The following is a 16,622-nucleotide window of genomic DNA, read 5'->3' as shown; positions in this document are numbered from 1 at the left end:
CGCTTTTTCGCACCCGTCACATCGGCCATCACACCAAGCACCGGACCGAACACGATGACAAGCATCTGCGAAGCAGCCAGGACACCGCTCCACAAAGTGTTAGGTGCCGCGGCACCGACCGCGACGAAACCCGTGAAAAACGGACCGAACACGACCGTGATGACCACGGTCACAAAAGCCGAATTGGCGAAATCGTAGCAACACCAGCCGAAGATCTCGCGCTTGCGCACGGGCGCGCTCTTGCGCGGGGGAGCTTCCATGGCCAGCGTCGGAACTAAAACGCGTTTTCCACCACAACTTGCGCGTAGGACAGCTGCCCGGGCCGCGGCCACGAGTCCTGCGTCTTTTTCCCGATCGCGATCATGAAGGAAATCACATGATCAGGGGGGAGGTTGATGATCTTGCCCACCGCGTCGAAATCGAAGCCGTCCATCGGGCACGTGTCATAGCCCATGGCCTTGGCCGCCAGCATGATGGTCTGTCCGGCAAGACCGCAGGAACGCATGGCTTCGTCCCGTTGCACCCCGGGCCTGCCGTTGTAGTATTGCTCGATAGCCGGCACGAGAAAGTCCTGAACCGGCTTGGGCGCGTTGCGCCAGTATTGCTGAGGCTGCTGCTCCCACGCCTTGATGTTCGCGCAAAGGACAACGAGCACGGACGCATCTGTCACCTGAGCCTGATCCCAGGCCACTGCGCGGATTTTTTTGCGGATCTCCATGTCGCGGACCACGACAAAGCGCCAGTTTTGTATGTTGAACGCCGTGGGCGAGAGCATGGCCAGCTCCAGCAACTGCCGTTCCTCGTCGGCGGGCATTTTGTGGTTCGGGTCGTAATGCTTGATGGCGCGGCGCGCACGAATGGCTTCGATCGTGTTCATCGGATGTGACTATGACCGTTTCCGGCAGTCGCATCAACCCGAACAAGGAGAGACCCTATTCCCCATCCGACTTCACCGGGGCTTCCCGAGAAAAAGGAACACTTCGTGTGCGACCCGAGTTGCAGCCGCAACTATCCGGGCTTTTCGGGATGCTTTTTCAGGAATGCCTCAACAAAAGCACATCGTGCGGTGGCTTCCCATCCTCGACGTTTCGCCTCGGCCATGGCCGCGCGCACCAGAGCCGCGCCCATGCCTTTGCCTCGCATGCTGTCGGGCACGTGGGTGTGGTCGAGGCTGAAGCCATTGGCCTCGAACGAGTATTGGAGGAACGCCGTTTCGCCGCCAACCTCCAGCTCGAAGCGGCGCAACGACGCATTGTTGACCACGGGCGCGCCGAATGTTCTTTTGCTGATGTCAGGTTCAGGCGGCAAATTCGAGGATGGCATCGGCGTGGATCTCGAGCGTGTCATAAAGCGGAAGCCCAGAGTCGCCCGGCTTGATGAGAAGCCCCAGTTCCGTGCAGCCGAGAATGACGGCTTCGGCACCGCGGCGTTCCAGATCGGACATCATCGTTTTTGCCGCTATTTGGGATGCCGGCAGGACGACGCCGCGGGACAATTCCTCCCAGATGATGCGATCCAGTTCCGCACGTTGCGCCGCATCGGGCACCTGAGTCTCGATGCCGGCGCATGCGAAATGCTTCTGGAAAAAGCCGAATTCCATGGTGGCTTTTGTTCCCAGCAAAGCGACCTTTTTGCGACCGTCGCGCGCAAGGCGTCGGGCCGTCGCATCCATGATCGTGAGAATCTCCAACGGCGAAGTATCACGGATGAGGTCGTAGGCATTGTGCGGAGTGTTGGCCAAAATGGCGGCAAATCCGGCGCCGGCGCTTTTGAGCCGGTGCAATGCCGAAAGAAGGATCGCGGCCACTCCATCCCAATCGTTTTTGCCAAACAAACCGACGAGCTCCTGGAGATTGAGGCTCTCGATAGTGATCTCCGGAAATATCAACCCGCCGCATTTCCGGTTATGGCTGCGGCAGATGCGCTGATAATAATGGACAGTTGACTCGGGGCTGAGCCCGCCGATGAGTCCGATGCGTTTCATTTCTTTGGCATATGATTCTTTTGTGACGAAGCGAAAGCGCGTCGGCTTGCTTCGCTGGCCGGGACGGAGACCGGGCACCCCGCGGAATCCTGACCGCTACTGACATGCTCCAAAAGTTTCGCCAGCAGCGGCCCTGCGATCTTGAGCTCGTTGCGGTGCGCAACGGCCAGCTTCTGCAGAAGGCTTTCCCCTTTGTTCGTGAGGCAGACATGAATGCATCGGCGGTCCTCTTTGGACTGCTTGCGCTTGACCAACCCGCGCTCTTGCAGGCGGTTTACCAAACCCACCGCGCTATGAGCCGCCACATGCAGCCGCTCGGCAAGATTGCCCACGGTCACTTGCCCGTGCCCCGGGAAGCCCTTGATTTCCAGGAGGGCCAAATACTGCTGCGGCGCCAAGCCCTGCTCCGCCGCGGCCCTTCTGCTGAAATCCAAAAATTTCCGCAGGGCATACCTGAATGAAGCCAAGGCCTCGTAGTCCGCTTTGGTCATCAATATCGGTTGAACCTCCGCAAACAATATATCGTGTTGCGATATAATCAAGCGAAAGAAAACAAGTGCTTGTCCGGGAGAGCACGCGCAGCGAAGGAAGTCGCCACCGCTCACGAGGCAGCAAGCGCCTGATCTAAATCCGCCAGCAGATCGTCGCAGTCTTCGATTCCGACCGAAACGCGGACCAGTCCGTCGCTGATACCCACCCGTTTGCGCTCTGCGGGCGTCATCAGCCGGTGCGTGGTGCGGCTCGGGACGCAAATCAAACTTTCCACGCCTCCGAGACTCAGGGCCGGCATGACGATGCGCAGTTTTTCGAGCAAGCGATCCACCTGATCAGGTCGGCGCAACTCGAAAGACAACATCCCGCCAAAACCCCTCATTTGCCGCGCAGCTACGGCATGGTCGGCATGCCCGGGCAGTCCGGGATAGTTCACGCGCGCCACGGCGGGGTGTTTCTGCAGGAAGCGCGCCAGTTCCCCGGCATTTTGATTGTGCTGGCGAACGCGCAGGGCGAGCGTTTTCAAACCGCGTTCCAATTGGTAGCACGAATGGGCATCGAGCATGCCACCGTAGCTTGTCGCGGCTTCCGTGAGACGGCGGAGGATTTCCGCGGAGGCCACCACAATGCCCGCGTTCACATCGCTGTGGCCGTTCAGGTATTTGGTGGCGCTGTGGACCACCGCATCGAATCCGAGTGCGATGGGGTTCTGGTTGATCGGCGTGGCGAACGTGTTGTCAACAATGGTGAGCAAGCCCCGCTCATGTCCCAGGGTCGCCACGGCGGCGATGTCCACGCACCGGAGCAGCGGATTCGAGGGCGACTCGACATAAATCAACCGCGTCGCGGGCCGGACGGCACCGGCACACTCTGCCGCATCGGAGAAGAAAGTGATCTCGATGCCGAAACGGGTCAATTCCTTCGTCACCAACTGATGCGTGCCGCCGTAGAGGTCCGCTTGGAACAGCGCGTGGTCGCCGGGGCGCAAGTGGGCGAAAAGCAGCGTGGAAATTGCCGCCATGCCCGAGCCGAACACCATCGCTTCTTCGCCTTGCTCGAGCGCGGCCAGTTTTTCGGCGATCACCCTTTGGTTGGGCGTATTGAAGTAGCGCGGGTAAAGGTTTTCGTTGGATGGGTTAGGAAACGCGAAAGCGGTCGAGGTGAAAATCGGACTGCACGCGCCGCCCGTGTTCCGGTCGTGATACGCGCCTCCGTGCAGGCACACGGTTGCAGGCCGGTAGGAGTGTTTCTCTTTTTTCATAAATGATCCGGAAAATCCGCCGCGTAGCAGGGCGGGCTCGCGTATTCGGCGATCCCACCGTCAGGAGCGTCCGGAAAACCCACCGCTTTGCGTGAGTTTTCCTTGCCACCTTCCCTCGCGTGGCCAGGTTGCCTGCCCGTCCGCGTCTGGCGAGACACGACCTTTGACATGCTTCTCTCTGGCGTGCGGCGCCTGCGGTTGCCGGGCTTGCTCATTCGGGAGCGGAAAGAACCTTAATCCTCATCGGAGCTGGCCAAGGTTCTGCGCAGGGCCATGAACCACACGACGGCACCCGCAGACCAGGCGATTGCGGCGTAGGCGTAGTGTTTCAGACGCGAGGCATCCATCCAGTCGGCGCTGACGCGCGTGGCGGCGGCGAGCAGCAACAGCGCGATCACGGCAAGAATCGGCCAGAGTCTCGCGCGGAACTTTTCGCTTTGTCCGCCGTGGCCGAAGACCACGCGGCAGGCGACAACGAAGATCAGCAGACTGAAACCCGTGACGAACACGACGTGCAGCCACGCGAAGTAGTGCGAAGGGGAAAACGCCAGCAGCGCGTAGCCGGCGGGGATCGAGACAAGCGCGATTTTCACTCCGAGCGCCAGAGTGCCGCGGCCTCGCAGGATTTCGCCCTGCGGAATTTCCGACGCGAAAAATCCGGCCACAGCAAGCAGGCGCAGCGCGTAGCCCGGGCGGACATATCCGCGGGCCTCAAGCAAAAGACTGACCAGCACCAGCACGCCCGCGGAGAATGCAAGCAATGCCTGCCGCAACCACGCCCGCGACGGTCGCAGCAATTCGGGAAAGTCCTGGCGTCCGCGCAATCCGAAAAAACGCGGCAGCAGGAAAGCGCCGACTCCCATAACCGGCAGCAGCGGATAGGCTTGGTGCAGCAACGCGCGGCCCAGCGAACCGACCCACGGCGCGAGGAGCATCGGCCAGATGCGATCGAGGATCTGGATGACCGCCCCCGCGATGCCCGCGAGCAATCCCATCCCAACGAGAACAAACGATGGCGGAGGAATGTCTTTCCGTTGACGCGCGCGGGACAAAAGGACCGCGACAAACGCACCGAGTGCGGCCGCGAATGCGATGTCCCCCCACAGGCCATGACCCGCGAGATGCATCGAAGCGGAAAGAGCCAGCACGACGGCGAGCGTGCCGCTGATAGCAAGTCCGAGGCGGCGCACATCGAGGACACGCGGGAGCGCCGTTCCGAGGAATCCTATGACAAAGGACGTGAGGAAACATTCGATCATGATCCGCGCATGGATTTGTCCGGGATAATTCGGCGCAAATCCCCAGACGTGCAGCGGCCAGACCGCGACGCCGAGGATGCCGAGCAACGCGCCGAGGGGAAAAAGCAGTCGGAAAGGTTCACCCGCATTCACCAGACGCCAATAGCGGCGGCATGGGGATTCGCTTTCCGCGGACACGCTCATCGCGCCGCCTCGTCCGCCTTTGTGTCGATTTCCCGTTTGCGGGGCGGTTTGCCGACAAACTCCGCCAGCGTGTTGTGCTGCATGAACTTGTGATTGGCTGCGAGGATGGACGCTATTTTGTCATGCAGCGGACAAGGTGCGCCGTGCCCGCACCATTCGGGGCCGAAGGGACAGAGCGCAGGCGGTTCGGTCTGCCCGAAGAGCGAAGCGATGTCGAAAAGGCAGATATCTCCGGGCGGTTTGGCCAGAGTGTAGCCGCCGCCGGGGCCGGGTTGGCCGGCGACCAAGCCGGCCGACGCGAGTTGCGTAAGCAGTTTCGCCGTGAGCGCTTGCGAGAGTTTCCGGACTTTCGCAATCTCGCGCGATCCGGCGCGCCGCCCCGGTTGCTCGGCCAGGTAGCTCATCACCGAAATCGCGTTCGCACTCATTTTTCCGTAAATAAACATGGCGTAGATCAGTAGTTTCGCGGCGGCCTGCAAGCAAGGCGGGTATCCGCATTTTTCACGCTTCCATGCGGTTTATTCGTCGCACTGTCAGAGCGAGCAACACGACGGTCCAGAGCGCGGCGATGGCGAAAAAGCACGCGTGCGCGTGATCGAGCCACCACGCGGCGAGCGGAGATTTGGCAGCGGTTTCCGCGGGGATTTGTTCGAGACCGAAGAGCGCCTGGATGCGGTAGGCATCGAGAGGATTGACCACGAGCAACGCGACCCAGAAGCCCGGCAGTTGCTGCATGAAAGGCCAACCGGCCAAACCGGCCACGGCAAGATCGAAGATGACAAACAAAACCAGCCAGGCCACCAGACCGGCGACGAGCGCGCGCACGCGGTCGCCGGCCGACACGCCGACGCAGAGCCCCAAGGCGACGAAGACGGCGCCCAAAGCCGTGCTTTCGATCCATTGCGCGGCCGCAGAACCCGCAGTCACCCCGACGAAGAGTCCCGGCACGAAAACGACCGCGAGCAAAAGCACGAACACCCCCCATGAAGCGAGGAATTTCCCGAAGAAAATCGTGGAGCGGCGGACTGGTTGCGAAAACAGCACGGGCCATTCCTCGGACTCCATGCGCGCGCTGCTCACGCCGAGGAGCAGCGCGAAAAGCGGGATGCCATACAGGCAAGTCTGCAGAGTGAGATGCGCGACAGCCTCGAGGTTTTCGCTCATCCATACACTGACCAACCCACCGGCCAGCGCGAGAACGGTGAATGTCTGCAAATAGCGGTTCATGAACGCCGCTCGGATCTCGCGCGCGAGCACCGCGCGGAAGGGCCTGCCGGCGGAAGCCTTGGCAGACAACGCGGAACGGCGGGAAGATTTTTCATTCGTTCCGGATAGAATCGTGCCCGGGCCTTTCCCGGCCGCTGCGAATGCAAGCGCATGCGGATCGACTCCGCATTGGATTTTTCCGTCTTGGCAAAGCAGACACACGTCGGCCTGACCGTTCCACTCGTGGAGCAAATGCGTGGTGACGAGAACCGTGCGCCCAAGACGGGCTTGTTCGTGCAAAATTTTCTGCAATCGTTCGCGCCACTCCGGATCGAGGCTCAATCCGGGCTCATCGAGCAAGAGCACGGGCGCTTCGGGCAGCAGCAAAAGCGCCAGACCCAAGCGTTGGCGCAGGCCACCGGACAGATGACCGGAAGGCTTGTCGGCCACGTCTTCAAGTCCCGCTTGGACGATCGCTTCGTTGACGCGTTCCGACGGGACGCCACGCAGATCAGCGTAAAATCCGAGGATCTGGCGGCAGGTGAAGCGCGGATGGAATGCCGGGCTTTGGGGCAAAAATGCCAACAACGCGCGATAGCGGCGTCCATCGGACTGCGCTGAACAGCCGTCGATCTCGACGTTCCCCGAATCCGGGCACGCCAACCCTGCCACGAGGCGCATCGTGGTCGTTTTGCCGGCGCCGTTGGGGCCGATGAGCAGAGTGATTTGTCCGTCCCGGGCCTCGAACGATTCGCCGTCGAGGACGCGCTGCGGTCCGAAAGATTTGACCAGATTGGACGCGCGGATCACGGCTTCGGGCGGAAAAATCTTCCGGCGGGAGCAACATCGAGCAGCGGCGAGTTGTCTTGGATCGTGTTGAGCCCGGGCAACGCGGCGCGCTGGTGCGCAAAGCGCACGAGCCAAAGCGCGGGACTGCCCGCGAGCAGGCTCACCGGCGCAAAATCACGGCGCAAAGATCCGAGCACATCCAACTCGCGGTGCGGCAGATCGCCGATGCCGTCGGCGTTGAAGTCCACCGGCGCGACATTGTCCCAGCGGTTGCCCACGCCGGCCACCTCCCAGCGGTTCGTGCCGCTCTCGCCGGTCATCTCCGCCGGATATAAATTGCGGCGAAAAGAATTCGCGGAAAATGCATTGTCGTCGGAGTTGCCGCCGAAGCGCATCCCAACGTGGTTGCCATCGACCGCATTGGCGATGAATCGGTTGCGGTTGCACTGGTTGAGCGAAAGTCCCAGCGCGTTCTTCCCGATGCGGTTGCCCTCGATGACGGAATCGTCCACCGAGAGGAGAATGAGCCCCGTGGCGCGCGATCCGCGGTTGTCCACGAAGTCGTTGTCATGGATGGTCACGCGCTCGGAAAACATGACGGCCGCCCCGCCCGCGTTGGCGAAAAAGCGGTTGCCCTCGAACGTGTTGTCGTCCGAATACATGTAGTGCAGACCGTAGCGCACGCGGCTGACCTTGTTGCCCTCGATTCGGCAGTGGTTGGTGAATGAAAAATAAATCCCGTCGCGCGTGCGGGTGATGGTGTTGCCGGCGATTTCCGTCCGCTCGCAATTCCACTGGTGGATGCCGTTGCCGGGGCCTCCGACCGGTGTGCTGGCATCGCAATTCTCCGGATCGTCACCGGGATCCGAGGTGTCCGCAACAATGGCAGTTCCCGTGATGACATTCCCGGTGATACGGCAATCTTTGACTTTTTTGAGATAAATGCCGTGCAGGCAGTCGTCGATGCTGTTGTTGATGATGGTCGCACGATCGGCCGCGACGAACACCGTGGCATCGTCGTCCATCAGGTCGCGTCCGGAGCCGCGTATGCGAAATCCCTCCAGCGTCACGTCCGGCGCGGTGATCGCGACCGTCTTGCCGCGGCCCGTGCCGCGGATTTCCGCACCTTCATCGCCGATCAGGTGCAGCGGCTTTTCGATGACAAGATTGCCCTCGTAAACTCCGACGGGAACACGCACCGTCGCACCGGGGCCGGCGTCATCGACAAGTTGTTGCAGCGGCGAGACGCTCGTGCCGGCTGCGAGGATAGTTTGCGCGTTAAAGACTGCGGCGAATAGCGGCAGCAAAATGGATTGGGATTTGAAGATTCCCCCGCGACAGGGCCGGCTGGCGGGCTGCAGCCCTTCGGTCCCGAGCTTGCAGTCGGCCGGGCCAGCAGACCCTACCGTTCTTTGATGCCGATCGCCGGAAGATTTTGGACTCTGCAAGATCGCGGAAACGGGCGGGGCGCCCGTGCTCCCTGCCCGAGCCAAAAGTCTGGCGCTCAAACGCTTCACACCGTCTCATTGCGCGAGAACCAACCGGCCAGAAAGACCAGCGACACCGCCGCGATGAGCAGATAAGCCGCGAACTGCGGGTAGCTGTGTTCGGTGAAGTTCGCGATTTGCTTCGTGCCAATGAGCAGGGGCGTGAACGGTTTGATCTTCATCGGCGCCTCCGGATCGAGCTGGTGCCCGTAAATGTAGAGCCGGTAATAGAACGCCCCGATGGAAAACACGCCGAAATAGCTGAACAGCGTGAAAACATCGACCACGTTGGCCATTTGACCGAAGACCGCGGCGCGCAGCAGGAGCAGGATGATGAGACCGAAGACGAAAGGCATCCACTGCATCTCAAAAAAATCGGCCTGCCGCAGGGGTTTCATCCCGATGTAGTGGTTGAGCGTGTTGATCTCGTTGAGATCGGCACCGTCGATGCCGCCGCCTTGGATTTTGTGGCTGTAGATATACAGCGACAGGCCCTCCTCGTATTGCGGGGCGAAGAGGTGCATCCTCCACAGCGGGAAGAAGAACGACGCGATGATTGCCGCCGCGGCTGCGACGAGCAACAGCCGCGAGGTGAGATTGAGCGGACGCCACAGGAAGTTGCGTTCGCTGCGCAGCAGCGCGTCGATCTTCGCACCGAGCGACGAGGCCGGCGCGGGCCGGCCGCCTAGCGCACCGGCTTTTTCTTGATTCACGGACATCTTGATTGCCTTCGTGTCCCGCTCAATCCGCTTTGGCAACCGGCTCGCCCTCGGGATGCACGACGAGGTAGCCCTGCATCTCTTGGTGCAGCGCGGAGCAGAAGTTCGTGCAATAGAAGGGAAACACGCCGGTCTTGGTCAGTTTGACCTTGAACGTCTTGGTTTCGCCCGGATCGATGACCACGTTGAGGTTGTGGTCGTTGACACCGAACCCGTGGATCATGTCCCCGGCCTGTTCGATGTTGGTGACGTGGACGATCAGCTCATCACCGACGTTTGCATCGATGCGGTCGGGAATGAAGCGGCTGCGCACAGCGATAACTTTGGCGGTGACTTTGTTGCCCTCGCGCGTCACGCCGGTTTCTTTCGCGTCCCACACGGCGTTGGGATCCTTGTTCTCCGTTTTTGGGTAAACCTCGATGGGCTTGAGGTCTTTCACCGCGACGATCTGCGCGAAGTGCGGTTCGGGCTCGGTGTAAGCCTCGGCCACCATTTTCATTTTGTCTCCGCTGATGTCGATCAGCTGGCTCGACTCGGGTTGCGAGGGTCCGACGCTGACGTGGCGCCCTTTGGACAATTTGTTCATGGCAACCAGCCATTTGCCGTAGGGCTTCTTCGTGTCGCTTCCGGCAACCACGAGGTGGCCGACGCTGAAGTTGACGGGCATTTTGTCCAGCACGACCGAGGTGAGATCTTTTTTCTCAGCATCGGTCCACGGCGGGAGTTTCCATTTCGTGATGTTGGAATCGACGAAGAGCGACGTGTAGGCATTGCCTTTGCCGTCATATTGCGTGTGGAGCGGACCGAGTCCGACTGGAACTTCGCCTTCCACCACGCTGTTGTAATTCAGGATCGGCACGCCGCGGAATTCGCCGTCGAAATCCTTGTTGGCGATGGCGGCCTTGATCTTGTCGATATTGAGAACGGTCGTGCTCGGTTGGAGTTTGCCGCCGGCGACGATCCACTGACCGGTCGGGTCGGTGTCCATGCCGTGCGGCGATTTGCCGACGGGCACGTAATAAAGAATGCCCGGAACCTTGGAGGGGTCGAGGACCTGCACGCCGTTCATGACCGTTCCCTTGTTGGCGGCCGCGGCTTCGGCGGCGGCTTTCCAATTCACGATGGCAGCGAGGTCGCGGTCTTTTTGCGTAGCATTGACCTCGAGCAGATCGCCGGCCATTTCGGTGTTGTAGGACGTGAAGAACGCGAATCCGCTGCTCGGGCCTTTGCCGGTCGAGCAAAGATCGAAATCGAGCGGAGGCATTAGGATCTGGTAGGCCAGGCTCATCTCTCCGTCTTTCGGGTCAACCTTCACTGCGGTGATCATGCCGTTGAACTCTTTCGCGTAATCTTTCGGATCGGCCACGCGCCCGCGCGGCAGCGGCGTGGAGAACCGCGTGGCAAGGAACAGGTAGTCGGTGTTTTCCGTGACGAACGACGAGGCGTGCGTGCCGCTCGCGTTCGGGATCGGTCCGAGGATCTGCTTGGTTTTGAAATCGCGCAGGTCGATGCGAGCCACGCGGTTGTTGGCGTTGTCGTTGCAGAACAACCAGCGCCCGTCGTAGAGCGAATCCGTCTGGGAGAGAGCCGGATGGTGAACGTCGCCCCACGTGTAATCGCCCAGCATTTTCTTCGATGCCTCGTCGAAGCCGTAGCCGGTGCCCGGATAAGGCGTGAACACGGGGATGGTCGAGATGTGACGCAGCGAAGGGACGCCGGCGACGTAAATCTGGCCCGAGTGACCGCCGGAATAGAACAGGTAGTATTCGTCCTTCTCGCCGGGGGCGACAAACGAAGCCAGCGCCATGTCTTTGCGTTCGGCATCGCTCACCGCGTTGTTGGCCGAAGCGGATTTTTTCTGGCCGCAACCGGGTGCGAGCAAGCTGACGACCACGGCAAGCGCCGCAGTTGCCAGCAGTTTTTCAATGTGGGGTTTCATGGGTGCATCTCCAGGGTTTTGCATTTCGTTATTTGACGGACAGAACGCCCTTCATCCCGATGGCGTAGTGACCCGGGAAGGAGCAGAGAAACGGATAGTCGCCAGCGGTTTTCGGCGCAGCGAAGGTGATAGTGTCGAACTCGCCCGGCCCGAGAAGCTTGGTGTGCGCGATGACATGCTCCTTCAATTCCGGCGCGACATAATCGCTGGCCATCTGCATCTGGCTCGCCTCGAGGAACTGCTCGGGCGCGACTTGGCCGTCGAGAACGACAAAATTGTGGCCCATGGAAACCTTCGGCATCGTGCCGACATTGCGCAGGGTTACTTGGACGCTTTGACCCGGTTTGGCCTCGATCCGATCGGTGTCATATTTCATCTGGTCGTTGGCCTGGATCGTCACTTGGACGGCTTCGCCGCCTCCGGCGGCGGGTGCACCGCTGTCACCGCAAGAGGAAAGCAGCGCGGATACAATGACTGCCAGCGGCAGCGACAACAGGAGTTTGGTGGTTTTCATGTGGTTTGGTTGTATTGGTTTGATTGAAATCAGTTCTGCGTTGTTCCGAGAGCGGTGCGAACGGCCTCCGTGACTTCCTGCGGCTTCCATGCATTGCCCCGCCAGAGTTGCAAAATTTTTCCATCCGGCCCGATGAGCGCCGTGCAAAGCCCGTGGTTGTAGGTGCCGCCTTCCTGCTCCACGCGCACCGCGAAAGCACGCGTGACCTTGTCGATTTCGCCGGGATCGCCGGTGGCGAACGTCCAGTCGGCGCCCTTGGCCTTCGCATATTGACGCAGGACTTCCGGCGTGTCCTCGGGATCGAAAGAAACACTCAAAAGCCGCACCTTGCCGGCGCCGGTCTCGGCACCGAGGGCGGATTCGATTTCCGCAAAATTCCGCGTCATCAACGGGCAGTAGTCGGGCACGGCACAGCGTGTGAACATGAAGTTCACGAGCGTGTAATTGCCGGCGAGGTCCGCGGAGCTGATATCATTTTCGTTTTGGTCCACGAGCGTGAAGACCGGCCATGTGTCGCCTTCCTTGATGCGCTTGACGGGCGCATCGGCGCCCCCGCGAGGAGGCAGCGGCACCGGGAGTTTGACCGACGCAGGATCGATCTTGCGGATCTGCGAGATGGAACTACCCGCATCATCGACAGTCAGAGTGAAAGCCACACCATCACCGGCTTTGAGATCCACGGCTTCCGCGCGATCCCGCGGCTTGAAAGGCATGGTCATCGACGGCATCAGGCCGGGCACATCCTCGTGCTCCACCATGATCTCACTTTCGCCGGAGAGGGGTTCGCGCACGATTCCGCGGACTTCATACTCGCGCATCGCGCCGGATTTGTCCGCCCGCCCGCACCCGGCAAGCACCGACACAATTGCAACTGCTAAGAAAAGTGCGGATCCGAGCCGGGTCACAGTGCTAGGTTGACCGCACACCGCGCCAAATCAAGATAAAATGTTCTTTATATTTGCTTGTCTCGATTAATTGGCGGCATTAGGCATAAGATTTCATGGTGCCAAACAGCGGCAGTAAAAAGTGCTCTTCCCGTGCAGCGCGTGCAACCTTGGTGCTGGCCGCGCTGCTGTTGAGTCTAGGACCGCTCGGTCTGTTGCAAGCGGTGGCGTGGACCGGCATGGCCTTCGACTACAGCACGCGTTACGGCTTCGCCGCGGGGCTTGGGCGCACCTTCGACGGCAAACACCCCTGCCCTCTCTGCAAGGAAATCACGAAGGCGCGGCAAAATGAAAAGGAAAGCAAAGCCGCCGTCACATTATCGCCTGTGAAACTTGTCTGCGTTCTCGCGGCCACGCCTGAAGTTTCTTCGGCGGGCGCACCGCGCGGCGAACACACTTATCCTTTGGCAACTGTCCTGTTCGCGGAACGCACGGATCGTCCCGCCCTCCCGCCTCCGCGAACTCTCGCGGCTTAGGCCCGGCCTCACGCCGGCTCAATCGAGCCCCGCGCACGTGCGCGAAGGGTTCGCGTTTTCCGAATTGCCGCCGCTTCGCGCGGGCGCATGAAACCCAAATTCAATTTACCCATGAAATTTAAACCTTTTCTTGTCGCCGAACTTCTCCTGCTTGCCACGAGTCCGGCACAACTCATTACTTCCATCCCGGGTCCTGATGACCAAGGCGGCATGATCATGCCGATGGTCTCGATCGGTGCATCTTCGGGGACCGGGGCAAATCCGACTGCCGGGACCATCAACCTGTCTTTCAGCCCCGCGTCCGTGCCCAAGCTGCAGTCGCTGCAGCAATGGAGCCCAGGAAACTGGTTCGCCGACACTGCGGCGTGGCGTCCCGATCTCGGGTCTCCCGAAGGCGTCGGAGGGACTCCCCTTGCCAACGCAGGCAACGGGGCCCTCTTCAACAACCAATACGGATTCTCCTTCATGGGCGACGGCTCGATGATGATGGCTTACGTGCCGACGGGAAAATCCCTCGGCATCAGATTGCTTTCGCTCTCTTCGCCGCTGCTCGAGTCCTACAACTACGGCCAGAGCGCGAACCGTTGGGATCAAGTCTTCGCATCGACGAACTCGCAGGTGCTGTGGAGCGGATCCATGTGGCACACCTACTTCACGCTGCCGGGCGATGCGCTGGCCGGAGCCTACACCGCATCCTTCGAGATCTTCATCGCCAACCAGGCGTTCACGACGGGGACCGGGTTTGCCGACTACACCTCATCAGCCTTGGCGGCGACGACGGACGCCAACTTCACCCCGGCCACGGTGACCTACAGCTGGACTGTCGTTCCGGAGCCGGGGACCAGCGCATTGGTTGCCTTCGCCCTCCTTCTGGCAGGCGCCTCGCACATCGTGTCGCGCAAGCGAGAAACATGAAAAGCCGGCTCTTGCATCCGCAGCAGCCACTGGATACGGGATTCACGCTCGTCGAGCTGTTGGTTGTTATGGCGATCATCGCCGTCTTGGCGGCCGTTGCCATCGCGGCCTCGGGTTCGGCCGTTGCCAAGTCCGCAGCCGCCGAATGCGCGACCAATCTCCGCAGTCTGGGCGCTGGACTACAGCTCTACTGCGCCGATCACGGAGGCTCATTCCCGCGCAGCTACCACAGCGCTGGGGCATCCAGAGAGCCCGGATGGGCCGCCTCCATCGCACCTTATTTGGGAACACCCGAAGCAACGGCGACGGAAGATTGGAAAACCCTGTTCAACAGTTTTTTCCGGTGTCCGGCGGACAAGAACTCGGACCCGAGAGTTTACAGCTACGGACTCAATGTCTTTTTCGAGCTCGATCCGGACGGCGACGACTACGTGGGCGCGCCGGCCTCGTGGCGACGCACGGTCGCCATTCCGAATCCCAGTCGCACGATCATGCTCGCCGAGGTTGCATCCGCATCCGGCGGAATGACGGCCGACCACTTCATGTGCCATCAATGGTCATCCGTCAACGCGGCCAAAAATGCCGTCGCGCACGAGCGCCACTCCGGTAAGTCGAATTTTCTTTTCGTGGACGGTCATGTCGAAACTCTGCCGATCGCGGACACATTCACCAGCAAGACCCACAACCGCTGGAACCCGTCCACCGCGGGCAATTGAGCCTCTCTCGCATTCCCGCTTGGAATTTCGTCCGACCGCTGTAAATTCCCTGACGTCCCTCAACGCGCGGTTAGCTCAGTGGTAGAGCACTACCTTGACACGGTAGGGGTCACAGGTTCGAACCCTGTATCGCGCACCACTTTCAAACCCCGCAAATGCTTATGAATACAGGCTTTGCGGGCTTTTTATGTCAAAACATGGAGAGACACCGAAAGACACGAAAAGACACCTTTTAGCGGGTTTTATTGGCACTAATTGGCACAGGGTTTTGCCATTTCCGCGCCCTACCCTCTGGCGGTGGAGCGCAAATCGGGGTCGCCGCCGCGTGCCAATGAGTGCCAATCGCGGCAATCTTCGCCCTTGCCCTTGGCTCCCATCGGGTGAATGTTTCGCTTGCGTGCCGTTGTAGCGGTGCGCCCCTAGCTGATAACTCGCGGCCTAATCATCCGCGAAAAAGGGAAACAGAGTCAGAAGCGTCCACCGTCTGCGATAGTCCCGGCGTGATAACCGGGGCGATAAGGCTACAACCTTCGCGGGCGGTGGACTTTTTGCTTCAGCAATACCATGCACAAAAACAAAGCCGCCCGCATCGAAGCGGGCAAGAATGGCGTCGAGGCGGTTCTCGCCTTGTCGCCGGAAATAGTCGCCAAGGCGGACAACCTCGCCGCGCGATTGCAAGTCAGCCGCGAACATGTCCTCGCAACCTATTTCAGCGCGACCTTGGAAAGCGCGCCGGATGGGTTGGAGGACTATTGCCTCGCGGCTTGGACGTTCCCGACAAAGGCGAAGGCGCAAGCCTTCATCGAGCGGGAAGGGATGAATCCCCGGCAATACGTCCCGGAGCAATGGGAGTCCGGGGGATGGGGCATAACCAACAAGGCGGAATATGTCGTGACGTATCCGCGCGCGGCATAGCGCACAAGCTCACTACGCTTTCACGCGCCCTCGCCCCTCAAAGGCGGGGGCGCTTTGCTTTCCCTCGATGCCCCGCACAATCAAACAAATTCAAGATAAGGCGTCAGAGAAACGCCCGAAGGTCGAGACAGCGGAGCAATCGAGAAAACGTCTCTAGCGCGATTCTCGCGCAAAGATTTTGCAGGCTGCCCGGCTTTTATGCGGTTTCCGGGCGCGGGATGAAAAATAACCAGAGAACGAAACTCCGCCGCAATCCGCTTTCTCCTGCAAAAGTTTTACGGCGCTTCACCCGAAAGGGCGCGCTGAATGTCGGGCAACTGATCGGCCCCGAATAACAAGGGCGCGTTGCTGCTATGCCCGGCCCGGCCACGCGGGACAACTTCGCCCCGCCCCACGGCGCGGCGCAGCCGGGACACATTAACGTCTAGCGTTCGCGCGGTTTCGCTCATGGTGAGCATGACTGGAATGTTGTCGTTCATGGCATCGACTCCAACCGCGCGCGGGCCTCGGCAAGCTCCGGGCAGGCAAGCGCGGCTTCGACGGCGAGCAATTCCTTGGCGGCGATTTGCGCAGCCAGCCGGGCGCGGGCCTCGCGCGGCGGATCGAGTTCTCCCATAATGACCGCAAGCTCCGGGTCGGCCTCGGCGGCCTGCAACCCGACAACGGCCAGAGCCGAGTCGAGCAACAGGGGCGAGCGCAGCAGGGTCAAAACGGGGAGATGACTGTCAGCCGGATCGGACGGCGAACAGTCCGCGTTGCAGGTCTTGAGCGCGGCGACAAATGACCGGGATCGCTCGGCGCAGATCGCGCGCAAGTTGCGCAC

17 protein-coding genes and 1 tRNA gene are annotated in these 16,622 nt (G+C 60.7%); 4 read left to right on the top strand and 14 right to left on the bottom strand.

Annotated elements, in window-relative coordinates; all coding sequences use genetic code 11:
- From FGM15_12190 to FGM15_12125, 14 genes are all read right to left on the bottom strand, one after another.
- A partial coding sequence (locus FGM15_12190) for an MFS transporter (protein ID MBU3666617.1) occupies positions 1-260 on the bottom strand: 260 nt, incomplete at its 3' end.
- Positions 261-274: 14 nt separating this feature from the next.
- Positions 275-877, bottom strand: coding sequence for a nitroreductase family protein (locus FGM15_12185; protein ID MBU3666616.1), 603 nt, complete (start codon positions 875-877; stop codon positions 275-277).
- Between the two features lie 131 nt (positions 878-1,008).
- Positions 1,009-1,347, bottom strand: coding sequence for an N-acetyltransferase (locus FGM15_12180; GenBank protein ID MBU3666615.1), 339 nt, complete (start codon positions 1,345-1,347; stop codon positions 1,009-1,011).
- Positions 1,298-1,984, bottom strand: coding sequence for an amino acid racemase (locus FGM15_12175; protein MBU3666614.1), 687 nt, complete (start codon positions 1,982-1,984; stop codon positions 1,298-1,300). Before FGM15_12175 ends, FGM15_12180 begins: the two co-directional genes overlap by 50 nt.
- Entirely contained in the window at positions 1,981-2,475 is a 495-nt protein-coding gene (locus FGM15_12170) for a MarR family transcriptional regulator (protein ID MBU3666613.1), read from the bottom strand. Before FGM15_12170 ends, FGM15_12175 begins: the two co-directional genes overlap by 4 nt.
- Positions 2,476-2,585: 110 nt before the next feature.
- Positions 2,586-3,737: a PLP-dependent transferase gene (locus FGM15_12165; GenBank protein ID MBU3666612.1), complete on the bottom strand. Its 1,152-nt coding sequence runs from the start codon at positions 3,735-3,737 to the stop codon at positions 2,586-2,588.
- Between the two features lie 233 nt (positions 3,738-3,970).
- Entirely contained in the window at positions 3,971-5,179 is a 1,209-nt protein-coding gene (locus FGM15_12160) for an NnrS family protein (GenBank protein ID MBU3666611.1), read from the bottom strand.
- Complete coding sequence (locus FGM15_12155; GenBank protein ID MBU3666610.1) at positions 5,176-5,625, bottom strand: Rrf2 family transcriptional regulator; 450 nt, start codon at positions 5,623-5,625, stop codon at positions 5,176-5,178. Before FGM15_12155 ends, FGM15_12160 begins: the two co-directional genes overlap by 4 nt.
- 55 nt (positions 5,626-5,680) lie before the next feature.
- Complete coding sequence (locus tag FGM15_12150; protein ID MBU3666609.1) at positions 5,681-7,309, bottom strand: ATP-binding cassette domain-containing protein; 1,629 nt, start codon at positions 7,307-7,309, stop codon at positions 5,681-5,683.
- On the bottom strand, positions 7,192-8,481 hold the full coding sequence (locus FGM15_12145) for a carbohydrate-binding protein (GenBank protein ID MBU3666608.1): 1,290 nt from the start codon (positions 8,479-8,481) through the stop codon (positions 7,192-7,194). The genes FGM15_12150 and FGM15_12145 overlap by 118 nt, the downstream gene beginning before the upstream one ends.
- Positions 8,482-8,687: 206 nt before the next feature.
- Positions 8,688-9,308 (bottom strand): hypothetical protein, encoded by a 621-nt coding sequence (locus tag FGM15_12140; GenBank protein ID MBU3666607.1) that lies wholly within the window; start codon positions 9,306-9,308, stop codon positions 8,688-8,690.
- 94 nt (positions 9,309-9,402) lie between these two features.
- On the bottom strand, positions 9,403-11,319 hold the full coding sequence (nosZ, locus tag FGM15_12135) for a Sec-dependent nitrous-oxide reductase (protein MBU3666606.1): 1,917 nt from the start codon (positions 11,317-11,319) through the stop codon (positions 9,403-9,405).
- A gap of 28 nt (positions 11,320-11,347) precedes the next feature.
- Positions 11,348-11,833: an azurin gene (locus tag FGM15_12130; protein MBU3666605.1), complete on the bottom strand. Its 486-nt coding sequence runs from the start codon at positions 11,831-11,833 to the stop codon at positions 11,348-11,350.
- Between the two features lie 29 nt (positions 11,834-11,862).
- Positions 11,863-12,696, bottom strand: a complete 834-nt coding sequence (locus tag FGM15_12125) for a redoxin domain-containing protein (GenBank protein MBU3666604.1) — start codon at positions 12,694-12,696, stop codon at positions 11,863-11,865.
- A 137-nt stretch (positions 12,697-12,833) separates the two neighbouring features.
- On the opposite strand from FGM15_12125, the gene FGM15_12120 reads away from it, so the two are divergent.
- The 4 genes from FGM15_12120 to FGM15_12105 all read left to right on the top strand — a co-directional run bounded on the left by FGM15_12120 (position 12,834) and on the right by FGM15_12105 (position 15,799).
- Entirely contained in the window at positions 12,834-13,253 is a 420-nt protein-coding gene (locus tag FGM15_12120; GenBank protein MBU3666603.1) for a hypothetical protein, read from the top strand.
- 329 nt (positions 13,254-13,582) lie between these two features.
- Positions 13,583-14,884 (top strand): prepilin-type N-terminal cleavage/methylation domain-containing protein, encoded by a 1,302-nt coding sequence (locus tag FGM15_12115; GenBank protein MBU3666602.1) that lies wholly within the window; start codon positions 13,583-13,585, stop codon positions 14,882-14,884.
- Between the two features lie 64 nt (positions 14,885-14,948).
- Positions 14,949-15,023: transfer RNA gene (locus FGM15_12110), tRNA-Val, on the top strand.
- Positions 15,024-15,448: 425 nt separating this feature from the next.
- Positions 15,449-15,799, top strand: a complete 351-nt coding sequence (locus FGM15_12105) for a hypothetical protein (GenBank protein MBU3666601.1) — start codon at positions 15,449-15,451, stop codon at positions 15,797-15,799.
- Positions 15,800-16,622: the final 823 nt, after the last annotated feature.

It is taken from the genome of Chthoniobacterales bacterium, assembly GCA_018883245.1.
Classification (GTDB): domain Bacteria; phylum Verrucomicrobiota; class Verrucomicrobiia; order Chthoniobacterales; family JACTMZ01; genus JACTMZ01.
The sequence above is the reverse complement of the archived record's forward strand: the minus strand, read 5'-3'. Positions and strand labels throughout refer to the sequence as shown.

Excerpts from the sequence above, each read along its gene's own strand:
- FGM15_12165 (MBU3666612.1), bottom strand. The coding sequence starts at position 3,737 with ATGAAAAAAGAGAAACACTCCTACCGGCCTGCAACCGTGTGCCTGCAC.
- FGM15_12130 (MBU3666605.1), bottom strand. The coding sequence starts at position 11,833 with ATGAAAACCACCAAACTCCTGTTGTCGCTGCCGCTGGCAGTCATTGTA.
- FGM15_12180 (MBU3666615.1), bottom strand. The coding sequence starts at position 1,347 with ATGACACGCTCGAGATCCACGCCGATGCCATCCTCGAATTTGCCGCCT.
- FGM15_12115 (MBU3666602.1), top strand. The coding sequence starts at position 13,583 with ATGGAGCCCAGGAAACTGGTTCGCCGACACTGCGGCGTGGCGTCCCGA.
- FGM15_12155 (MBU3666610.1), bottom strand. The coding sequence starts at position 5,625 with ATGTTTATTTACGGAAAAATGAGTGCGAACGCGATTTCGGTGATGAGC.
- FGM15_12185 (MBU3666616.1), bottom strand. The coding sequence starts at position 877 with ATGAACACGATCGAAGCCATTCGTGCGCGCCGCGCCATCAAGCATTAC.
- FGM15_12175 (MBU3666614.1), bottom strand. The coding sequence starts at position 1,984 with ATGAAACGCATCGGACTCATCGGCGGGCTCAGCCCCGAGTCAACTGTC.
- FGM15_12120 (MBU3666603.1), top strand. The coding sequence starts at position 12,834 with ATGGTGCCAAACAGCGGCAGTAAAAAGTGCTCTTCCCGTGCAGCGCGT.
- FGM15_12105 (MBU3666601.1), top strand. The coding sequence starts at position 15,449 with ATGCACAAAAACAAAGCCGCCCGCATCGAAGCGGGCAAGAATGGCGTC.
- FGM15_12170 (MBU3666613.1), bottom strand. The coding sequence starts at position 2,475 with ATGACCAAAGCGGACTACGAGGCCTTGGCTTCATTCAGGTATGCCCTG.
- FGM15_12160 (MBU3666611.1), bottom strand. The coding sequence starts at position 5,179 with ATGAGCGTGTCCGCGGAAAGCGAATCCCCATGCCGCCGCTATTGGCGT.
- nosZ (MBU3666606.1), bottom strand. The coding sequence starts at position 11,319 with ATGAAACCCCACATTGAAAAACTGCTGGCAACTGCGGCGCTTGCCGTG.